The following is a 20,673-nucleotide window of genomic DNA, read 5'->3' as shown; positions in this document are numbered from 1 at the left end:
AGAAAATAAAAGTAAGGAATACAAGGTGTCAGATTCAATCTTGATTGTGGAAGATGAGGTAAAGCTATCGAATTTGTTAGCGGATTATTTCAAATTAACCGAATATCAACCTCATCAGATTTTCCATGGTGATCAAGTTATTGCGTGGGTAAAAACCCATCAACCTCAGGTTATTCTGCTGGATATTATGTTACCAGGAAAAGATGGCATCACATTGTGTAAAGAGATACGACAATTTTCTACTGTACCCATTTTAATGGTCACGGCAAAAGTAGATGAAATAGATCGGTTATTAGGATTAGAGCTTGGTGCTGATGATTATATTTGTAAGCCATTTAGCCCTAGGGAAGTTGTGGCAAGAGTAAAAACGGTTATGAGGCGTTCTCAAACAACAAAGGGGAGCGCTGATGTTGCTTTTATACTTGATGAAAATAGATTAGTTGCTCGTTTTAATTCTCTTGAAGTTGCATTAACATCCGTTGAATTTCAATTATTAAAGCCTTTGACTGCAAGCCCAGGAAGGATCTTTACTCGTGATCAATTAATGCAAAATATGTATTCAGATCACCGTATTGTGAATTACAGAACCATTGATAGTCACATAAAAAAAATTAGAAAAAAATTAGCAGGTATTTGCCAAGGAGAAGATTTAATTCAATCTGTTTATGGTGCAGGTTATCGCTTTGTTTTATCGTAAAGTTAAATTTTAGATAAAAAAATACCTGCTCGAAAGCAGGTATTTTTTAACATCAAGGTATTGTTACTGATTACTCAGCTTCAACAATATCAAGGTTTACAACTGAAGTTACGTCAGAGTGTACTGTAACAGTAATCTCGTAAGAACCAGTTAAACGTAAAGCGCCTTCAGGAAGACGAACTTCACTTTTAGCTACAGGTACACCAGCAGCAGTGATTGCATCAGCAATATCACGCGTACCGATTGAACCGAATAGTTTACCAGCATCACCAGCTTTAGAAGTGATAACAACCGCTTCTAATGCAGAGATAGCTTCACCACGTGCTTGAGCAGCAGCTAGGTTAGCAGCTTGCTTAGCTTCTAATTCAGCACGACGTGCTTCAAAAGCTTCTAAGTTTGCTTTGTTTGCTGGAACAGCTTTTTGCTGTGGGAAAAGAAAGTTACGTGCGTAACCTGCTTTAACATTAACTTTATCGCCAAGTTTACCAAGGTTAGCAACTGTATCTTGTAGAATAATTTCCATAATATATAGCTCCTATTTACTTGTGTAAATCTGTGTAAGGTAAAAGCGACAAGTAACGTGCACGTTTGATTGCGCGCGCTAATTGGCGTTGGTATTTTGCACATGTGCCAGTAATACGGCTAGGTACGATTTTACCACTTTCAGTGATATAGTTTTTTAATGTAACAACGTCTTTGTAATCAATCTCAACAACTTTTTCAGCTGTGAATCGACAGAATTTACGACGGCGAAAATAACGAGCCATGGTAGTTCCTTAAATTTGTTCTATGTACTGAGCATGCAGAACCAATTTACCAAGATTGCTCTTGCTTTGGTGGTAAGTGATAAAACCACTTACTTTAATTTGCATACCTTTCGATAATTTATTCTTCAACTGACTTGCTAACGGTCCACTTGTTGCAATTGGCATATAACAATATGTATTGCGTGGTAATCCAGCTTCTTCTTGCACTGAACGATGTTCTATCGTCAGATTACAGTGTTCAATGCCACTAGGGCTTGTTTTATGTATCGGCTTTTCAGTTACGATACCTGTAAGTTGCAAAAAGTTATCAGTCACTAAGTTTCTTATGCTTCAGCTTCTGTAGCAGGTGCAGCTTCAACTTCTGGGCGAGGAGCACGAGGAGCACGTTCAACACGTTCTTCTTTTGCTTTAGCCACAACAGATGCTTCAGTTACAGCAGCTTTAGTACGCATGATCATGTTACGAATAACAGCATCGTTGAAACGGAAAGCAGTTTCCAAATCGTCGATTACTTGTTGTTCAGCTTCAATATTCATAAGAACATAGTGTGCTTTGTGTAGTTTGTTGATTGGGTAAGCCAGTTGACGACGGCCCCAGTCTTCTAGACGATGAACAGTACCACCTGCTTCTGTGATAGAAGTAGTGTAACGCTCGATCATACCATTAACTTGTTCACTCTGATCTGGGTGAACCATAAATACGATTTCATAATGACGCATATAAAAATCGCTCCTTACGGGTTAGTAGCTTCTTAATTTGGCTCAGCCGTACCAATAGAAGCAAGGAACAAAAAGGGTGGCTGATTTAAGGCGGCAGATTGTACAATTTACCTTCAACTTAAGCAAGCAACAAAGAAAAGATAAATGTAAAAATAATTGGAACTAACGGTTATTGTTTGCATCTATACTGTAAAATCATAAAATACACCGTTTCGAATCAATATAAATGAGCTTAATTTGCTGAATTCTCGACTAGTTTACATATTAATGGCCAACATTGCCGTACTCGGTGCGAATGTGTGGTTATTTATGGATCCTAAAGAGAATAAACCTGAATCTGAAGTGATTGCGAGTTCAGAATCTCAAGCTGAAGATGAAGAACAAACTCATGATAAATCTTTATCGGAAAGTGAGGACATAACCAATGAATCAAACTCTTCTACAGATGCCCTAAATAATGAAAATGCTAAAGATAAACTTTCTGAAGAGCAGCAAAATCAATTGCAGATAGCGTTATTGAATGAGCAGTTACAAGCACAAAAAGAAGCCTCACAAAAAGAAAAGCAATCACAGCAAGCTGAGTTAGCTCGATTAAAAGCAGAAAATCAACGTCTGATTGACCAAGTCTCTACGTTAGATAATCAAGTTCATATTCAAGAGTCGTATCTAACGGCTAGCCAACAACGAGAAAAGCAGTTAGCCGATTCGTTAGATAAAGAACGCAGTAGAAAAGCCGATTTAGAAAATCCACCCATTAGCCGTATCAAAGGTTCGATAGAACAAAAGCCTGATTTATTAAAAAATAAAACACCGATTACAACAACTCCAGAAGAGCAGCATGTGTTTCAAGCTGAAGTTGTTGAAGATAATGAAAATGGTAATCACATTGAAACTGATACCGTTGATTCAAAAGAAGAACAAATTGCAGACATTGAACGTTTTAGTGGCGCTGTCGAATTTGGCTTTAATTATGATCAAGATAACCAAGTGACAAAAGGGTTACTTGGCCGATTAATTTTAGATTATGACGAGGTTGATAAGTTTAATGTCAACAGTGATCTACAATTTGAGTTTGAGTCCGAAGATAAAGAGATGACCACGGATAAGTTTCGTTGGCAATTACAAGGAGATTATAATTTAAATCCTACCAATGTAGTTTTTGCTCGAAGTGATGTACAGCGCAGTAAATTCTCATCCTACGAACGAGAAGATACTTATTCTACCGGGTATGGGCATATTTTCTTTGATACTCGAACGCATAAATTTAATATGGAAGTAGGGCCTGGTTATAAATTTGCACTTCCTAATGCAGGAGAAGATGCTGTTTCTGTTAATGAATTTATTGTTCGAACTCGTTTAAATTATGAAAGGGTTGTTTCTGATAGTTTGCAAGTTGCACTAGAAGGTGTGTTTGAATCGGGACATGCTAATAGTGTGTATAGTGCAGAGTTTAGAGCGCAAAATCGGATATATAAGCAGTTGTATTTAATTTTTGATGCCACTTATAAGTACAACCAAAATGTACCGGTAGATACTGTTCATCAAGAGGTCTCTACCGGATTTAATATTATGTATGCTTTTTAGCTTATTAGAAAAGTCTTATTTTACTCAGCGCTATCTCTGCGTTGACGGACAACTTCAAACAAACAAATACCCGTCGCTACAGATACATTCAAACTAGATACCGCACCTGCCATTGGTAGCTTAATAAGCTCATCACAATGTTCACGAGTTAAACGGCGTAAACCTTTTCCTTCTGCGCCCATTGCAAGCGCCATACCGCCAGATAATTTGCAGTCATAAATACTTTGCTCTGCTTCACCGGCTGTACCATAAATCCAGATACCTTTATCTTGTAAACTACGCATAGCTCGCGCTAAATTAGTGACATGGATAAGCGGAATAGATTCTGCCGCGCCACAAGCTACTTTGCGTACAACGGGTGTTAAGCTTGCTGAATTATCTTTAGGGATGATCACTGCATGAACACCAGCCGCTTCAGCGCTTCGTAAACAAGCACCTAAGTTATGAGGATCTGTCACACCATCTAAAATTAATAAAAATGGTGGTACGTTTAATTCATTTAAAATGGGCTCTAAGTCATTGTCAGTTAGTACTTTAACTGCTTTAACGCGAGCAATAATGCCTTGATGTTGTTCACCATCTGACTTTTCATCCAAAGCTTTACGTTGCATTAATTGTACTGATACACCCCATTCTTTAGCTTTATCAAGGACTGCATTTAATCGTTCATCATCTCGCCCTTTTAAGGCATAAACCTCAATAACACGCTCTGGTTGTTTTTCTAATAGGGCATCAACGGCGTGCATACCGTAAATAATTTCACTTTTACTCATGTTTATTCTCTAATCTCAGTATTAATAGACGATGAAATTTTGTTTTAATGAATAATGGCTTCTATTTCAATCATTCATTTCAACAAATAATCCCATCGCTATTATTTATCTTTATATTTAGTCTGATTTTTTCGCTTTATTACGCGTACGTTCTGCTCTACCTGGTCTACTTTTTTTGGTTGCAGTTGTCTTTTTCTTTTTAGACGAAAGCGTATTTTTTACACCTTGCTTAATAGGGCGTTTCTTTTTCGTCGTTGTTTTTTTCTTATTCGCCGCAGCCTCTTTTTCAGTTTGCTTGTCTAACTCTCGAATAATAGGCTGATCACTTTTTTTATGCGGCTTTTTATCATCATGACGAGCTGCTTTAGTGCGTGCTCGTTTATCAATAGGTCGATCAGTATTTTTTGCTGTTGGTGTGCGACCACGTTTGCGTTGTCCTGCAACAGCCTCATTAGCTAACTCAAAGTCAATTTTCTTATCATCTAAATTAACCGATAATACTTTGACTTCTAATACATCGCCAATACGATAAACACGGCCAGTACGTTCACCTTTTAGGGTCTGTTTACCGGCATCAAAGATGTAGTAGTCAGAAACTAAACCAGTAACATGTACAAGACCATCGATATGAATATCATTTAAACGCACAAAGAAACCGAAGTTAGTGACGGCGGCAATAGTACCAACCATAGTGTCGCCGATATGATCTTGCATATATTCACATTTTAAAGCATCAGCTACATCACGTGTTGCATCATCAGCTCGGCGTTCAGTCATAGAACAATGTTCACCTAAGTATCCCATTTCATCATGCTGGTAATGATAGCCGCCTGTTTCAGTCCATTTTGCTTTTAATTGGCCTTTCTCTTGATGAGCAACTAAATATTTAATCGCACGATGTAAAATAAGATCAGGATAACGACGAATTGGTGAAGTGAAATGTGCATACTCTTCTAATGCTAAACCAAAGTGACCTAGGTTTTCATCTTGATAAACAGCTTGTTTCATCGAGCGAAGTAACATGGTTTGTAATAATTCACTATCTTCACGATCTGCAAACGATTCAGCTAAGTCTGCATAATCACGTGGAGCAGGTTTATCTCCGCCATTTAGGCTTAACCCTAATTCCGCTAAGAATGAGCGGAAGTTCGCTAATTTTTCTTCGCTTGGTGTTTCGTGTACTCGATATAAAGCAGCTGCATCAGCGGCTCCAATTAAACGTGCTGATGCAACGTTTGCTTGGATCATACATTCTTCAATGATCTTATGTGCATCATTACGTACAAGCGGTACGATTGAATCAATTTTACGTGCTTCATTAAATAAGAAACGTACTTCTAATGTTTCAAATTCCATACCACCACGAATATGACGTGCTTTTTTGAATGCTTTATAAAGGTGCTCTAATTCTTCTAAGTGAGGTACTAATGGTTTGTATTGCTCACGTAAAGGTTCATCACCTTGTAAAATCGCCGCTACTTTGGTGTAAGTGAAACGAGCATGAGAATTCATGACTGCTTCATAAAATTTGTAATCAGTTAAATGTCCATTTTTAGAAATAACCATTTCACTGACCATACATAAGCGATCAACTTGTGGGTTTAATGAACATAATCCATTTGAAAGTACTTCTGGTAACATAGGGATAACTTGGTCTGGGAAATAAACAGAGTTACCACGATTAATCGCTTCTTTATCTAAAATGGTTCCTTTACGAACGTAATAACTTACGTCTGCAATGGCAACCCATAAACGCCATCCACCATCAGGTTCTTTTTGACAAAATACCGCATCATCAAAGTCACGTGCATCTTCACCATCAATGGTTACTAATGGTAAGTCGCGTAAATCAACACGGCCTTTTTTAGCTTCTTCTGGCACAAACTCACCAAAAGGCTTAAGTTCTTCATCTAAGCCTTCAGGCCATTCGTGAGGAATATCATGTGTGCGTAATGCAATTTCAACTTCCATACCAGGCTCCATATCTTGGCCTAATACTTCTGTGATTTTCCCCGTTGCAGTAAAGCGTGCTTTAGGGCGTTGAATTATTTCAACAACCACAATTTGTCCATGGCGTGCACCACCATTATTATCTTTACTGATTAATATTTCTTGATTGATACGTGAATCATCAGGAACAACAGATGAAATACCATCTTCTACAAAATAACGACCAACGATGGTTTCTTTGCGAGCTTCTAATAAGCGTACAAAGCGTGCTTCAGTGCGACCGCGTGAATCGACTTTCACTGGTTGAGCTAAAATGGTGTCCCCATGGAATAGGAAACGCATTTGATGATTTGGTAAAAATAGATCTTTACCATCATCTTCCGTTTTTAAGAAACCAAAACCATCTTTATGTCCGATCACTTTACCTTTAGCTAGGTTTAGTTTATCGGGTAAACCATAAGTCGCATTGCGGCACCAGACGAGTTGACCATCACGTTCCATTGCTTTTAAGCGACGGCGTAGGCCTTCAGCTTCTTCATCACTACTTAGTGAGAATGCTTTAAACATGGCATCACGAGTGATAGGTTTACCGTGTTTTTCAATGAAAGCTAAAATAAACTCACGGTCAGGCACGGGATGTTCATAAATTTTGGGTTCTTGATCTACAGTAGGATCTAAGGTCATAGTTGAGACTCTTTATAAGGCAATTAATTAAAGTATATCTGAAAATGAATAAAACCTTTGAATTAATGAAGAAAAGGTTATTTTTTTTGTTTTTTGTCATAATTGTTCAGGTATTAAGCAAGTAAACAGGAATTGCTAAAAAAAACACAAAAAAGACTAGACAGATTTTCCAGTCTTCAGTATTATCCGCGCCACGCTAAAGACGTGAGCACCCGTAGCTCAGCTGGATAGAGCGTTGCCCTCCGGAGGCAAAGGCCACAGGTTCGACTCCTGTCGGGTGCGCCATATTTCGGATTGCAATAGCTTAAGCTTACTTTTAAAGTAAGGTCAGTTCTTTAGAGTATAGTGGCGGATGTAGCTCAGTTGGTAGAGCCCCGGATTGTGATTCCGGTTGTCGCGGGTTCAAACCCCGTCATTCGCCCCATCTCGGTGATTAGCGCAGCTTGGTAGCGCATCTGGTTTGGGACCAGAGGGTCAGAGGTTCGAATCCTCTATCACCGACCACATTTAAAGAAACCGCACTTGTTGCGGTTTTTTTTCGTCTTTAATTTATAATACCAATCACAGTAAGTAGCTTAATGAAGCTACAATACAGGCATCATGATGCCTGTATTGTAGGCTAGCGAATGCTTTGGAAATAAAAATAAAATTACAAAAGCGAATATCTTTAAAGTCCCCATTATCATTATGAAATATTTAATTGCTCACAATACTTAGGCCTTGATTATTATCGCATTAAATCTAATTTTTTATTTCAACGATAAATCTCGTCTAACTCTCCATTTTTTATTTTGCCATTCACTTTTTTTAAGCAGAAATGGGCATGTTTGATGACTTCATTCATACTTTCATAACAGCGGCGTTCATTTTTCCCATAAGCAAAGAAGGTGAGGGTGACTTGCTGACCCATACCTCCCGTATCTGGTTGATCTCCTAACTCAAGATAACATGTTGGATTTTGAGATAAGCAAATTGCACCAGCTCGAAAGTTAGGCTTAGTGCTTACAACCGTATGCAATATATTCTCCATTAACCAATTGATACTTCTTTGCTGGCAATTTTCTGGAATATCTCTAAATAAAATCATTAATCGTCCACTGCATTTTTTAGCATAGGGATATTGTTTATCATTATTTTCTTCTACTGCATTAAAAGCACAATCATTGCTTTCTAATAACGATCCTGTTGTGTTTATCCATTCAATTAATGAATAAAAAGACTCAGTAAACTCCCATTTTTTGAAAGGTATTAAATCTTCTAACGACTTGCGTATTAATTTAGGGTTTTTCTTAAAATCAATATAAAGGTTAGATTGATCACTTTCCATGGAGGTCCAAGGGTGAGATCTTAATTCAGAGCTATTGTTGAGATTGGAAGTAAAAGCGTCCAATGTTGTTACCTTTTTTTGTAATGTGGTGTGCGTAGGGCTATAGATATATTTATCTTAAGTATATAGTTACTTATATACCAAATTCGTAACCACATAATCATATTTTTTAATTAAATTATTCGTAAATGAAAGCTGACTCTATGAAAAATTCAATTGATTAAGAATACGATATATATTTTTTAGTTTATATTCGATACCAAACTCGTGCTTAATATAATTGAGTACAATAGGTGCACTACTATTATTCCCATTGAGTTTGATATTGCTTTCCCGAATATAAATTGAAAGCTGTTTTTGTTGATTAGGTGAAAGTCTACTAGGGCGCCCTGATCTTGATTTTTCTTTTAAGCCTGCGATACCTTCTTCATTAAATTGTTTTACCCAGTTATTTACACTGTGGCGACTCACTTTTAAATACCTTGCTGTTTGAGTATTACTGGCTCCATCTTGTATATGGGAAAGGGCTATAAGGCGGATCCGCATACGAGCGTTAGTTTCTTGTGCTATTAGTGGATGAAAATTAATATTATTAATAGGGGGCATAATAATTGTTACGTTAATAATTTAAAATGGACATTGTCAGGTTACAGATTGGCCAAAAGAATAGCACCAAGAACTGTAAGCTACGTTTGAAATCAATTCCTTACTAAAAATTGAATATTTAATATGAATAGTAAAAGTTATATTTAAAAATTCAGTTGGTTAGTTGTCATGATAAAATAATTAAATTCATAACAACTAACCTTTCTTAGTTTATTTTTCTGGCGTCATATTCTCAGTTAATGTTGGTTCAATTCTAGGGTGGTAAGCATGTTCGTATGCATAAGCAAGCGATAACAATGTTGCCTCACTGAACTCTCTACCTATCATTTCTAATCCAACGGGTAATGGTAGCTCCGATTCAATAGATGAATATCCGACAGGCATTGTAAGTGCTGGAAAACCTGTAAATGGGCTAAGACGATTAGCCATACCGGTTGATGTTGGGCCTTTACCGTAATCACCAGCTAAACCTGTAATAGTTGGGTATATGAGAACATCGTATTTATCCCCTAAACTATCTCCATTAATATCTGTATTATTAAGAGCGCTCATTAAACGTCCTCTGGTTACGTCGGGACGTTCGTGAACATTTTTCAAATAAGTTTCATCATTCCAACGATCTCCTCCTAATGAAGCATAAAATGCAAAGCTGCCTTCGCTTGCTTTTAAGTAATCGCCGCTAGAATAAACTTCATCGAAACTACGATAATGTTGGTCAGCTTCAGATGACCATGAAGTTAAATATTCAGTTAAACTATCAGGAAACTCGTAGCGTGATAAACTAACGTAATTTGTTAATGTATCTTCTAGTTCTGGAACTGTAACATCTTCAACAGTTGCTCCTAGTTTTTTCATATTATCGATAGCTAAGTCCATAATACGTTGAACTTCTATATTTTGAGGGCTATTACCATCACCAAATAGATCGCGAATTATACCTACCCTAGCACCTTTAAAGGCATTTATATCTAAGTCTTCAGTATAATTTTCTGAACCCATTTTTATGGTGTATTGTTGTTGGCTGGTAATTAATGGAGAATCTATTGCAAAGCTTTCTCTTTGGCCACTGTGAGTACTGCTGTCATAGCCAACAATTACACTTAATAATGCTGCGCAATCATAAACTTTTCGACACATTGGGCCTGCTGTATCTTGAAAAGGAGCGAGGGGCATAATGCCATCTTGTGATACTAATCGCATCGAAGGGCGTAAGCCGATTAAACCTTGAACACTTGATGGTACTCGAATTGAGCCACCCGTATCGGTACCTATACCCACAACAGCAAGACTACCTGAAACAGCTGCACCAGTACCAGATGAAGAACCACCAGGGCCTTTAGATAAATCATAAACATTACGAGGAATACCACCTAGTAAACTACCTCCAGTATATCCAAATGCATATTCGTGCAGGTTAGCCTTCCCTATAATAATACCACCTGCATTTCGTATGTTTTTCACTATATATGCATCTTTTTCGGGTTGGTTATTTGCTAATGCCCCCCCTGTTGTTGGCATATCGCTAGTATTTACATTATCTTTAAGTGTCACTGCAATGCAATGTAATGGATCCAACTTTCCTGTTTGATTAAATTTCTCATCTAGTTTTTTAGCTTCAGCTAAAGCCGTTTGACTTACTGAAATCATTGATTTCAATTCAGGCCCTCTTTGATCAAGCGATTCTATTTTTTCTAGCTGAGATGTAATAATTGATTCACAAGTTGTTTCTTTATTCATTATTGCATGGTGTATTTCCGAAATCGATTTCCCTGTAATATCGAATGGTAGAGTGCCTTCATTATTAGAGGCAGACTCGTTATTATTTTGGTTACAACCAGCAATTATTAAAACTGATAATAATACACTTGCTTTAATTTTCCCTTTCATTTTTTGCTCCAACTTAAATTGATAATATCGCATTTTAGTAGGCAGTATTTATGCCAAGTTTATTTTAAACAGCTTTAAAATGAATAAGTTTTCAATGTGAGCAAGCGAATTCCATTAATTAATTTACCACTTAATCCAATAGGAAATATTGGTTTTTATGCTTTACAAATTGCATTAATAAAATAGTTAAATTTTTAATTGATTTGATTGAAGTATATTTTACTTCTTTAAAAAAATATGAGCTTAGTTGTAAAATTAATAAAACTAAATGTGATTATTTTGACAAAATACATATCACCTTAGCAAAGCTAGGTGATGTCGTTTTGATAAAAGTTATTTTAAAAATTCAACGTATATTAAATGTCTTTTAACATTTAACCTTTATTTTTGTATTGGTTTTTATGTTTAATGGAAGTGCATGTCAATGGAGAATAAATTTTTAGTTGCCATTTTTTGTTGAAAAATTGATTGCCAACTATGTGGGTATTTAATTGCCTTAATTTTTATTTGTTTTTTGTTTACTATGGTTTTTGATTTTACATCAAGCTACCTATACACCTGTTTGTATAGGTAGCGAGTATTGAAAAGTCAGTGTTATTATAGAGTTTATGTGTATTTTCAAGTTTATCTGAGAAGTTCTAATTAGATCATGTACTTAATAGAACTAAGGGCCGTTAATTTTTTTTTAGTCTAAGTTTAAAGAACAAAATAAAACTATTTCACAGCCTAATAATTATTTGACTCTAAGTTTTAATAAATAAGTTTGCACTATTTTATAATTTACTCGCACTATTTAAGTTCGTTCTTTCTATTTAACCAGAAAAATAAACTCCTTTAATGCTTAATGTAAGGTTTTAAATTTTTACTGTTAATGAAAAGTAGGATTTGGAACTACTCAATCATTGTTTTCATCTATTTTTATAAGTAAATCTTTCATCTCGATTAATACTATGAGCTCTACACTTATATTAGCGACAAGACAAATAAGCTATTACAAATTTTTATTTGTTGAAAGTGAGCATAGAGCTTAATTCATCGTCTAAATTTTATTTTATATATAAGACAAGTTACTTAGCAATATTACTAATCTGTATCACTGGGATTGTATTAGTAAAGTTGGCAACATCTGCTGAGATAATAGGTTGATGAGGTGCAAATGCCTGCTGGAATGATTCTACTGACTCAAAAGTTAAGAAGCCCATTGCTATATACGGAGCGGCTTCACCAGGGACACTACTTGCCATACCAAGGTCTGCATTAGACGTAATAAGTGCGTCACCAACTAATTCAGCGACAAGTGGTAAGTGAGTGTTGCAATAATAATCCATGTCGAACGTTGCATCTTTACTGTTTGGGTATAAAACCGTTACTTTGATCATTAGGTTCTCTCTTTTAGATATAGATTGTTTGCGAATTGTTTGTAAAAAATAATTTCTTGTAGAATTCTATGAGGGAGTGTCAAGATAGTCAAAGATACTTTGTATGTACAATATTATAAAGATGCTCATAAAAATAAGAGGTCGCTATTAAATGAATAAAGCTCAGGACATTGATGTATTACTTTTTGATGTAAACGAAACTCTATTGGATATTACAATCTTAAGGCCTTTTTTTCAGCGCACTTTTGATGATGCTTCTGTATTACGAAATTGGTTTGCTGAATTAGTACTTTATTCTCAATCACTGACACTGTCAGGGCTTTATGAACCCTTTGCTAATTTAGCTGTGGCGACATTAAAAATGGTCGCTACTAACCATCAAATTAAACTTGCTGAGAATGATCTTGTGGCGTTTAAACAATTACTCGGAAATCTTCCGCCACACCCTGATGTGATACCTGCTTTAACGCGTTTACAAAGTGCAGGTTATCGTTTAGCTACGCTGACTAATTCAGCGCCAACGGCTTCTCCTACATTGTTAGAAAAAGCGGGCATCAATGATTTTTTTGAGTATCAATTTAGTGTTGCTGAAGTGCGTGCATTCAAACCACATCCAACAACTTATCAGTATGCAGCAAAGAAGATGGGCGTTGAGCTGAATAAAGTCTGTCTTGTGGCATGTCATCAATGGGATACTATTGGCGCGCAAGCGTTAGGTTGCTTAGGTGCTTTTATTACGCGTCCAAATAATAATGTTTTAATGGCTGAAAATGTCCCTATTCCAAATTTTATTAGTCATGATTTAATGGAATTAGCTGATAAACTTATTCTTTCCGAGTAAGTACTGTCATTCATTTCACTCATGGTCATATCACTCATGGTTGATGCAACTGGCAATCAACCATTAGCTTTTTTTACAATAAAGGTACTACATAATTTTTTGCTATAAATTTAGATGCTTCAACGGTTAAGTGGCCATAATCAAATGCAACTAAATCATCGTCTACTTTTGCTCGGCAACTAAGCTCATTATTTTGTGTATAAGAACATAAGTTATCAAGCATGTTAATGAATATAAAATTCTTATTTTTTTTGTGTAAATCCACTAAAAACTGGTTACTTTTTATTAGCGAGTAATCAAACCCTGAATCAACAATAAATTCTTCACCAATATGTCTTCTTGCATAAACCAAAGGTAAAGAAGGTTGCCATTGTGGAAGAGGGCCGACCACAATCACTTTTTCAACCCCCATTTTATGTAATGTATTGATCGTATCTTCCCAATCAAAAAGTTCATGCTTAAAACGTGTTGCCATAATGACAGTACTGGGTTTGGACTTTAAAATTGACTTATAAGCAAATTCATTTGAATAGTTACATCCCATATCTCTATTATCAGGAAGGGGCCTTTTCATTACAAAAGAGGGGGCGCAACTATTTGAGCTTAATAAGCTAAGTGGAGTGCCTTTTTTCATCTCATATCTTAACCCTGTTGATATAGTGGCAACATGAGAATCTCCCCATAGAAATAAACCTCCAGTTTCTGAACTAATACAACGTTCAGCTACTCGCATTTTACCTGTTCTATTCATTTGTGAAGCGGTATTACAGTCGTTATAAAGTCTTGTTGGATCTAATTTATATTTTTTATAAGTACTTAAAATTTGATTTCCAGGATCCTGGGATTTTTCTCTTATTTCAAAATGCCCTGCATTGATATAAACAATCGAGCTTAATCCAAGAGTGATAAACCATAATATAACTGCTTTTTTGCCTTTGAGTTTTTGTTCAATAAAGAGGTGAGAAAACATGCCTAATATAATTGATAATATGATCATTAATGTAATATTAAGTGCATTAATATCCATATAAGCATTCATATAAACAACTAATGGCCAGTGCCATAAATAGATAGAATAAGACCAAGTTCCTATTTTTTGATAAATAATATTATTGCTTAAAAAACTATGATTAGATTGTGCTTGTATGATTAAAAAGGTGCCTAGAACAGGAAAAATAGCCAAATAACCTGGCCATGCATTATCTTGTGATATAAGGAAATAAGAGGTAAAGATTAGCAACAACCCACAGTATTCCACTTTCTTTTTTGTGTTTGTTTTTATCGCTATTGGATATAAATAAGCCACTCCTCCTAACAGCATTTCCCATGCTCTTGTATGAAGCAGATAGTAAGAAGGATCTGGCCATTGATAAGTTAAAATGGCAGATGCAATAAAGCTTACGAAGACCATTATAAGAATAGCTATTTTGATTGCTTGTAGTGTCAGAAACTTGCGCATAACAACAAGCAATAATGGATAAATTAAATAAAACTGCCATTCTGCGGATAATGACCAAGTGTGCAATAGCCACTTTTGATGAGCAACGGCTTTAAAATAGCCTGACTCTTGCCAGTAGGTAAAGTTGGAGATAAAACTAATGGAAGCCAAAATATGCTCTGACATTTTGGCGAATACCACATCAAATGTAGAAAACCATCCCAGCAGTAATAACGTAAAACAAAGTACGGTGAGCGCAGGAATAATTCGGTTTGCACGCGCAATATAAAATTTGATGAGCGAAAAGTTGTCTTGTTCTATCCCTCTAAATATTATGCTTGTCATTAAAAAGCCTGAAATGACAAAAAACACATCAACACCAGCAAAACCGCCAGGGATTAAAGTAGGATTAAAATGGAAAAGTACAACGGCGATAACGGCTAATGCTCTTAGCCCATTTATATCTTTTCTAAATTCCATCGTGATTTACTCAATTGCTTATTATAAAAGCCGTTAATCTAAAGAGTTGATTAATCTATGTACACTAGGAGGCTTTTATTTTGTGGCTTCTTTCATAATAAAATCAGACTTTTATTGTGATTTTAGCGTTACCTCTCTGTAAATATTTTGTCCATTGAACGGCTCATTAATATTAAACAGAGACGTTGAGTTACCTAAAATCATTATGTTAATATTTGAATACTATTGAGTGCCCAATTTTCTTAAAATTCAATACAACACTAATGGAAGAGATCCTTAGTGGCATCATTCCTCTCTATTCATACGATGGGATCCTACTGCCTTTGTAATATTGGCAAAACCGCTATAAAAATAAGAGAATTGTCTGGTGATAGTAACGCTCAAACCTTTTTTGTTGCTGCTGGTAAGCTGTTTTTTACTGATGACAGGTTATGGCCTAAGTAATATTTTATTACCTGTTCGTATGCAAAGCGATGGTATTAGTATCGATAATATAGGGCTTGTACTTTCTATGTTATCGGTAGGTTTTCTGTTTGGGGCGATTTATAGTCGTAAGCTGTTACAGCGTGTTGGGCATATCAGAATATTTGCAATGTGCGGTAGTTTAACGTCCGTTGCTATTTTATTATCAGGCCTTCATCCTGACCCATTAGTACTTGGTATCATGCGGGTGATCACTGGTTTTTGTATTGCTTGTGCCAATGCTACATTAGATAGTTGGTTAAGCTTTAGTGCGAATGAAAAAAATAGAGCAAGAATATTGTCTATTAACCAAATGGTATTGATGAGCGCGTTATTTTCAGGGCAATTTTTATTAAGTATTGCTCCTATAGAAGGCATGACGTTATTTGTGCTATCTGGTATTTTGTTTAGTTTAGCTATCACGCCAATTGTAATTAGTAAGCAGCAGGGGCCACAAATTGAAGATAGTCAAGCGATGTCATTGCTGACTATTTTAAAGCTCTCTCCATTGGGTGTTGTTGGGTGTTTTTATTGTGGTTTGTTATATGCAGGCCTATTAAATATGTTGCCTATTTTTGCTAGTGATAATGGTATTGCTGGGCTTGATTTATCTATATTTATGGGTGCTGCTATTCTTGGCGCCATCATATTACAATTTCCTATTGCTTATCTTTCTGATCAATTTGATCGCCGAAGAATTATGCTCGGTATGGTTGTCACCATTATTCTATTCTCATTAACAATTCCATTTTTGCTGCGTTTTGAAATGTTTCATTTAAGCTTATTTGCCATTGCAGTTATCACAGGGATGGCTGCTTGTTTGTATCCTATGAGCATGTCAGAGGCTTTTGATAAAGTACTAAAAGAGCAAATTCTAGCAGCGATGGCTTCTTTGCTGGTTATTTATGCTTTAGGCAGTATTTTGGGGCCTTATGTTGCATCTGTGGTGATGAGTTTATTTGGTAGTAATGCTTTATTTACCTTTATGATCATCGCCGCGAGTACCTTATTGGCATTTATTATTGTTCGTATGAAACAGCGCACCGCTTTACCTAATGATCAACAAGATAACTTTGTTATGCAAACGCCTTCAGGTGCGGTTTCTGAGCTTGATCCGCGAACAGATTATGTTGAATCTGCTTTTGAACCAACAGCTGAGGTAGAAGTGGCGATTAGTTTAGCAACGAACAACCCAGCGGCCGCGGTTAATATGGCAAAAGCATTAGCACTGCGAGACCCGACGAATGCTGCAAACTTAGCCGCTGCATTAAGTACTATTGATGAAATAAATATTGGCCAATTATATGGCGCTATCACGAATGCTGCACCAGAAATGTCAGTGCATATTGCAGAAGCATTAACGAGCGCTTCACCAGAGCAAGCAGAAGAGTTAGTTGATTGGATAACCACTTCTTATCCAGAGCAATTTACTAACATTATTGTTGCCATTGCTAATTCGATGCCAGATAACGGTATTCGTATGATGGAATTAGCGGCTGAAAATATGACATCTGATGATTCAACTGAATTATTACAAATGACAGAGCAATACATGACAGATCTCTCTGATTCTCTTGATGAAATGCGTCCTGTTGATAGAAGTGCTGCTGCATCAGAGCAGACTGCTACAGAGCTATACAGTCGACTAAGTGATGTTTCTCCTGAGCATTCAGCTGAATTAGCATTAACGGTTTCTGAAGCGTTGCCTGAGTCATCTAATGTCATTGCAGAAGCATATGTTAATAACTTAATCGAAAGTGAAAATAGTCAAGATGATACTGTCGATGCAGTAGAAAATATTGAAAGCGCGGTTAATGATTACCTTTCTCAAGTTGTGGAAAATATCCCTGAATATGCAGTAGATGTTGCGAGTACCATTATTGATTCTGTTCCGGAAGTTGCTTCGGATATGGTTGAGTTATTGCAAGATTCTGAAGGTATTGATGCACATGAATTGAGTGAATCTATTGATGATAAACCAGAGCAAGATGAGTTAGAACAACAACTATTAGATGCGGTACAAACACAAACTGAGTCATTAAATAATGGGCAATAATGACTAGGTTAACGATCAGATATTGGAGCTATCAATAATTAAATGATGGCTCCATTATGATACTTAACTATTTTATGCTTAAAGTGATACGTTCTGGCGTTGGCGCATTAAAAAGATAAATGCAATACCACCCGCTAAGCCTGTGAGTATACCAATTGGCATATCTTCTGGTGGAATGATCACTCTTGCCACAATATCCGCAAAAACTAAAAACAGAGCACCAAACAACGCTGATAAAGGTAATACTTTACGGTAATCTCCTCCAACTAATAAGCGTATTATATGGGGGATCATTAAACCAACGAAACCAATAACGCCTGAAAATGCCACGGCAGCGCCAGTAAGTAGCGCACAAATGATAATAACTAACAATCTAAAACGCTGAGCGGGCACACCTAATGTCCTTGCTGTTTCATCACCTAATATCATTGCATTTAAATATTTGGCTTTATAAATGAGATAACTTGCTCCGATGATTAAAGTTACTAATGGAAACCAAAGCTGGTTCCATTGAGCAAGACCTAATCCACCTAACATCCAAAATATCACTGTATGTGATGCTCTATGATCGCCCATAAAAATAAACAAGTTACCTAAGGCGGTGAGAATAAATGCAACAGCAACGCCTGCAAGAATTAATCGTCCTGCACTATTTGCCATTGAAAAGTTTGCAACTCCCAAGACTAAAAACATCGCAAAAAGGGCACCAAGAAAAGCAAATACAGGGACGGTTATTGCGCCCAAAATCATACCTGTATGCAATAGCGCTATAATTGCACCTAACGCAGCTCCTGATGAAATACCTAATAAGTGAGGATCCGCTAAAGGATTACGAGTGATTGATTGCAAGGCTGCACCGACAATCGCAAGTGTTGCCCCAACAATAGCCGCTAAAATAACTCTAGGTAAGCGCACTTCCCAAATAATATTTTCTCTACCCATTGACCAAGTTGGCAAACTATTAGTAAGTGATAACTTATGGCCAATAACGCCCCATACCGTGCTTTGTGAAATTGGAATAGAGCCTACAGCGATTGCAACGCTCATAAAAATAATCAGCAAAACAATTAATATCAGTAATAAAAATTTTAAAGGTATATTAGCAAGGCTGATTTTTTTCATATTAGGGTTTTTCATTATTCCGCTCTAAAAGCTTCTGCTAAACGTTTAATTGCTTTGATGTTACGAGGGCCTGGCGTAGCTTCAACATATTCAAGAATAACAAATCGGTTATTTTTAATAGCTGGAATATCTTTTAGAGCAGGTCGTGAACGTAAGAAGTTAATTTTTTGCTGTGCTGTAATATCGCCATAGTTAATAATAACGATAACCTCTGGTGCGCGATCAATGACAGATTCCCAACCAACTTGTATCCAGCTTTTTTGTATGTGCTCCATAATGTTCTTACCTCCTGCTTCGTTAATTAAAGCCGTCGGCATACCAAGACCTGCTGAGGTAAAAGGCTGTTCTTCACCAGAGTCATATACAAAAACTTTTGGTGATTGAGCAAGTGGGGTGAGGTTCTTCTGAAAGTTTTTTAGTTCTTCTTTATATTTTGAAACTAATAATTGAGCCCGTTCTTCGACATTGAAAATACGACCCAAATTTAATAGGTCATTATAAAGATCATCCATTGATACTTTAGATTTATTCATAATATGAACACAACTTTCACTGAGTTCATATACTTTGATACCTAAGGGAGCAAGTGTGTCTGGCGTAATACCGCCACCGACTTGCATGCCGTAATTCCATCCAGCGAAATAAAAGTCAGCATCAGCTCCTAATAGCACTTCTTTTGTTGGATATTTAGGTGAAAGCTCAGGTAGCTCTCCAATATCTTTACGTAATATTGGATCTAATGTTCTCCACCCAGAAATGCCTGTAACACCTACCATCTGTTTCTGTAAGCCTAGTGCTAGCATCATTTCGGTTAAGTTAACATCGTTTGAAATAGCTGCTTTAGGCTTATGATCAAATGTAACAACGCGATCACAGCTCTGGATATTAATTGGGTAATATTGATCATCTGCTAATTGTGCTTGTGCAGGTAAAATCATCACCATAAAGCTAGTAAATAATAAGATAGAGAATAAGTTAGAGCGAACTTTCATCGATTAATCCTGTTGTTTTTTTGTATAAAAAGAAAAGCGGGGGCGTTGAGTTATGGGGTGTTTATCAATAATGGTCTCTACACCAAATACATTTTTAATATTTTGTTCTGTAAATACTTCCTGTGGTACTGAATAGTCCTGCATTTCTCCTTTATCCATCACTAAAACGCGATCTGCATAAGCTGAAGCAAGCGATAAATCATGTAAAGAAACAACAATAGTGCAAGGTAATGTTGAAAGAAGTTCTAACAGTTCAAGTTGATGACGGATATCTAGATGATTGGTTGGCTCATCTAAAATTAATATATCAGGACTTTGAATTAAAGCGCGGGCAATTAAAACGCGTTGGCGTTCGCCGCCAGATAAAGAACTAAAATCTCGCTCTGTAAGATGAGATATATCCAATAATATTAAGACTTCATTAATTGCCTCTATATCAATATGAGTGCGCTTCCAATGAGTTGATCTAGGTGTTAACCCAATTTCGACCATTTCAAAAACACTAAGACCAAATTCAGATCCGGTATCTTGTAATACTGTTGCAATACGCTGTGCATATTGCCGAGGTGGGATGGACCATATATTTTTACCGTCAATTAACACTTCACCTGAAGAAGGTTTATTTACTCTATAAATACAACGCAATAAGCTTGTTTTTCCTGAGCCATTAGGCCCAACCACAGCCACAAATTCCCCTGCATTAATTGAAAGACTAATAGGTTTAAGTAAAGGTTTATTTTTATAGGGGGACCAACTAACTGCATCTAATTTTAGATTTACTGGTCGGTAGTTAGCAAAAATAGATCTTAAATTAGATTCTTTTTGTTGATTGTTTTTAAAGGAAGATGATGTGTTATTTAACAAAAGAGAAGCTGTTCCAATTTTAATGAATTTTTATGTGATAATTTT

The 20,673-nt window shown here is 36.3% G+C and carries 18 protein-coding genes and 3 tRNA genes; 7 read left to right on the top strand and 14 right to left on the bottom strand.

Annotated features, from left to right (window positions below):
- Positions 1 to 25 precede the first annotated feature (25 nt).
- Positions 26 to 697 (top strand): response regulator, encoded by a 672-nt coding sequence (locus E2R68_RS04725; RefSeq protein ID WP_134276351.1) that lies wholly within the window; start codon positions 26 to 28, stop codon positions 695 to 697.
- Positions 698 to 767: 70 nt separating this feature from the next.
- On the opposite strand, the gene rplI is transcribed toward E2R68_RS04725, so the two are convergent.
- Genes rplI through rpsF form a run of 4 tightly spaced genes read right to left on the bottom strand, consistent with a single transcriptional unit; the run spans position 768 to position 2,183 of the window.
- A complete protein-coding gene (gene rplI, locus E2R68_RS04720; protein ID WP_134276350.1) occupies positions 768 to 1,220 on the bottom strand; it encodes a 50S ribosomal protein L9 in 453 nt (150 codons plus the stop codon).
- Between the two features lie 16 nt (positions 1,221 to 1,236).
- On the bottom strand, positions 1,237 to 1,464 hold the full coding sequence (rpsR, locus tag E2R68_RS04715; RefSeq protein ID WP_028869180.1) for a 30S ribosomal protein S18: 228 nt from the start codon (positions 1,462 to 1,464) through the stop codon (positions 1,237 to 1,239).
- A 9-nt stretch (positions 1,465 to 1,473) separates the two neighbouring features.
- On the bottom strand, positions 1,474 to 1,779 hold the full coding sequence (gene priB, locus E2R68_RS04710; protein ID WP_025563296.1) for a primosomal replication protein N: 306 nt from the start codon (positions 1,777 to 1,779) through the stop codon (positions 1,474 to 1,476).
- Between the two features lie 8 nt (positions 1,780 to 1,787).
- Positions 1,788 to 2,183, bottom strand: coding sequence for a 30S ribosomal protein S6 (rpsF, locus tag E2R68_RS04705; RefSeq protein WP_134276349.1), 396 nt, complete (start codon positions 2,181 to 2,183; stop codon positions 1,788 to 1,790).
- Between the two features lie 237 nt (positions 2,184 to 2,420).
- Here rpsF and E2R68_RS04700 point away from each other — a divergent pair, with 237 nt between their 5' ends.
- A complete protein-coding gene (locus E2R68_RS04700) occupies positions 2,421 to 3,767 on the top strand; it encodes a DUF481 domain-containing protein (protein ID WP_134276348.1) in 1,347 nt (448 codons plus the stop codon).
- Positions 3,768 to 3,787: 20 nt separating this feature from the next.
- Here the strand turns inward: E2R68_RS04700 and rlmB are convergent, their stop codons facing one another.
- Both rlmB and rnr read right to left on the bottom strand, forming a co-directional pair.
- A complete protein-coding gene (gene rlmB, locus E2R68_RS04695; RefSeq protein ID WP_134276347.1) occupies positions 3,788 to 4,540 on the bottom strand; it encodes a 23S rRNA (guanosine(2251)-2'-O)-methyltransferase RlmB in 753 nt (250 codons plus the stop codon).
- A 117-nt stretch (positions 4,541 to 4,657) separates the two neighbouring features.
- A complete protein-coding gene (gene rnr / locus E2R68_RS04690; protein ID WP_134276346.1) occupies positions 4,658 to 7,174 on the bottom strand; it encodes a ribonuclease R in 2,517 nt (838 codons plus the stop codon).
- 208 nt (positions 7,175 to 7,382) lie between these two features.
- Here rnr and E2R68_RS04685 point away from each other — a divergent pair.
- From E2R68_RS04685 to E2R68_RS04675, 3 genes are all read left to right on the top strand, one after another.
- Positions 7,383 to 7,459, top strand: a tRNA-Arg gene (locus tag E2R68_RS04685).
- 63 nt (positions 7,460 to 7,522) lie between these two features.
- Positions 7,523 to 7,598 (top strand) — tRNA-His (locus E2R68_RS04680).
- Between the two features lie 3 nt (positions 7,599 to 7,601).
- Positions 7,602 to 7,678: transfer RNA gene (locus E2R68_RS04675), tRNA-Pro, on the top strand.
- A gap of 250 nt (positions 7,679 to 7,928) precedes the next feature.
- Here E2R68_RS04675 and E2R68_RS04670 read toward each other — a convergent pair.
- The 4 genes from E2R68_RS04670 to E2R68_RS04655 all read right to left on the bottom strand — a co-directional run bounded on the left by E2R68_RS04670 (position 7,929) and on the right by E2R68_RS04655 (position 12,373).
- A complete protein-coding gene (locus tag E2R68_RS04670; RefSeq protein ID WP_134276345.1) occupies positions 7,929 to 8,564 on the bottom strand; it encodes a hypothetical protein in 636 nt (211 codons plus the stop codon).
- A 138-nt stretch (positions 8,565 to 8,702) separates the two neighbouring features.
- Positions 8,703 to 9,107 carry a helix-turn-helix domain-containing protein gene (locus tag E2R68_RS04665; RefSeq protein ID WP_134276344.1) on the bottom strand — a complete coding sequence of 135 codons (405 nt, stop codon included), beginning with the start codon at positions 9,105 to 9,107 and terminating at the stop codon, positions 8,703 to 8,705.
- Positions 9,108 to 9,317: 210 nt separating this feature from the next.
- Positions 9,318 to 10,994, bottom strand: coding sequence for an amidase (locus E2R68_RS04660; protein ID WP_166738802.1), 1,677 nt, complete (start codon positions 10,992 to 10,994; stop codon positions 9,318 to 9,320).
- 1,067 nt (positions 10,995 to 12,061) lie between these two features.
- Positions 12,062 to 12,373, bottom strand: a complete 312-nt coding sequence (locus E2R68_RS04655) for an EthD family reductase (protein WP_134276342.1) — start codon at positions 12,371 to 12,373, stop codon at positions 12,062 to 12,064.
- A gap of 151 nt (positions 12,374 to 12,524) precedes the next feature.
- Here E2R68_RS04655 and E2R68_RS04650 point away from each other — a divergent pair, with 151 nt between their 5' ends.
- Positions 12,525 to 13,214: a haloacid dehalogenase type II gene (locus E2R68_RS04650; protein ID WP_134276341.1), complete on the top strand. Its 690-nt coding sequence runs from the start codon at positions 12,525 to 12,527 to the stop codon at positions 13,212 to 13,214.
- A gap of 73 nt (positions 13,215 to 13,287) precedes the next feature.
- Here the strand turns inward: E2R68_RS04650 and E2R68_RS04645 are convergent, their stop codons facing one another.
- Entirely contained in the window at positions 13,288 to 15,132 is a 1,845-nt protein-coding gene (locus E2R68_RS04645) for an acyltransferase family protein (RefSeq protein WP_134276340.1), read from the bottom strand.
- 367 nt (positions 15,133 to 15,499) lie between these two features.
- On the opposite strand from E2R68_RS04645, the gene E2R68_RS04640 reads away from it, so the two are divergent.
- Positions 15,500 to 17,650 carry an MFS transporter gene (locus E2R68_RS04640; RefSeq protein ID WP_134276339.1) on the top strand — a complete coding sequence of 717 codons (2,151 nt, stop codon included), beginning with the start codon at positions 15,500 to 15,502 and terminating at the stop codon, positions 17,648 to 17,650.
- Between the two features lie 78 nt (positions 17,651 to 17,728).
- Here the strand turns inward: E2R68_RS04640 and E2R68_RS04635 are convergent, their stop codons facing one another.
- Genes E2R68_RS04635 through E2R68_RS04625 form a run of 3 tightly spaced genes read right to left on the bottom strand, consistent with a single transcriptional unit; the run spans position 17,729 to position 20,628 of the window.
- On the bottom strand, positions 17,729 to 18,787 hold the full coding sequence (locus E2R68_RS04635) for a FecCD family ABC transporter permease (RefSeq protein WP_134276338.1): 1,059 nt from the start codon (positions 18,785 to 18,787) through the stop codon (positions 17,729 to 17,731).
- Entirely contained in the window at positions 18,787 to 19,764 is a 978-nt protein-coding gene (locus E2R68_RS04630; RefSeq protein WP_134276337.1) for an ABC transporter substrate-binding protein, read from the bottom strand. Before E2R68_RS04630 ends, E2R68_RS04635 begins: the two co-directional genes overlap by 1 nt.
- A gap of 3 nt (positions 19,765 to 19,767) precedes the next feature.
- On the bottom strand, positions 19,768 to 20,628 hold the full coding sequence (locus E2R68_RS04625; protein ID WP_134276336.1) for an ABC transporter ATP-binding protein: 861 nt from the start codon (positions 20,626 to 20,628) through the stop codon (positions 19,768 to 19,770).
- Positions 20,629 to 20,673: the final 45 nt, after the last annotated feature.

Origin of the sequence: Psychromonas algarum, assembly GCF_004376845.1 — a bacterium.
In the GTDB taxonomy this organism is placed as follows: Bacteria; Pseudomonadota; Gammaproteobacteria; order Enterobacterales; family Psychromonadaceae; genus Psychromonas.
This window is presented reverse-complemented; position numbering and strand designations above follow the sequence as displayed.

What these genes read in the sequence shown, in the direction of transcription:
- rplI (WP_134276350.1), bottom strand. Translation starts at nt 1,220, where the DNA reads ATGGAAATTATTCTACAAGATACAGTTGCTAACCTTGGTAAACTTGGC.
- rpsR (WP_028869180.1), bottom strand. Translation starts at nt 1,464, where the DNA reads ATGGCTCGTTATTTTCGCCGTCGTAAATTCTGTCGATTCACAGCTGAA.
- rpsF (WP_134276349.1), bottom strand. Translation starts at nt 2,183, where the DNA reads ATGCGTCATTATGAAATCGTATTTATGGTTCACCCAGATCAGAGTGAA.
- rlmB (WP_134276347.1), bottom strand. Translation starts at nt 4,540, where the DNA reads ATGAGTAAAAGTGAAATTATTTACGGTATGCACGCCGTTGATGCCCTA.
- rnr (WP_134276346.1), bottom strand. Translation starts at nt 7,174, where the DNA reads ATGACCTTAGATCCTACTGTAGATCAAGAACCCAAAATTTATGAACAT.
- E2R68_RS04665 (WP_134276344.1), bottom strand. Translation starts at nt 9,107, where the DNA reads ATGCCCCCTATTAATAATATTAATTTTCATCCACTAATAGCACAAGAA.
- E2R68_RS04660 (WP_166738802.1), bottom strand. Translation starts at nt 10,994, where the DNA reads ATGAAAGGGAAAATTAAAGCAAGTGTATTATTATCAGTTTTAATAATT.
- E2R68_RS04655 (WP_134276342.1), bottom strand. Translation starts at nt 12,373, where the DNA reads ATGATCAAAGTAACGGTTTTATACCCAAACAGTAAAGATGCAACGTTC.
- E2R68_RS04650 (WP_134276341.1), top strand. Translation starts at nt 12,525, where the DNA reads ATGAATAAAGCTCAGGACATTGATGTATTACTTTTTGATGTAAACGAA.
- E2R68_RS04645 (WP_134276340.1), bottom strand. Translation starts at nt 15,132, where the DNA reads ATGGAATTTAGAAAAGATATAAATGGGCTAAGAGCATTAGCCGTTATC.
- E2R68_RS04635 (WP_134276338.1), bottom strand. Translation starts at nt 18,787, where the DNA reads ATGAAAAACCCTAATATGAAAAAAATCAGCCTTGCTAATATACCTTTA.
- E2R68_RS04630 (WP_134276337.1), bottom strand. Translation starts at nt 19,764, where the DNA reads ATGAAAGTTCGCTCTAACTTATTCTCTATCTTATTATTTACTAGCTTT.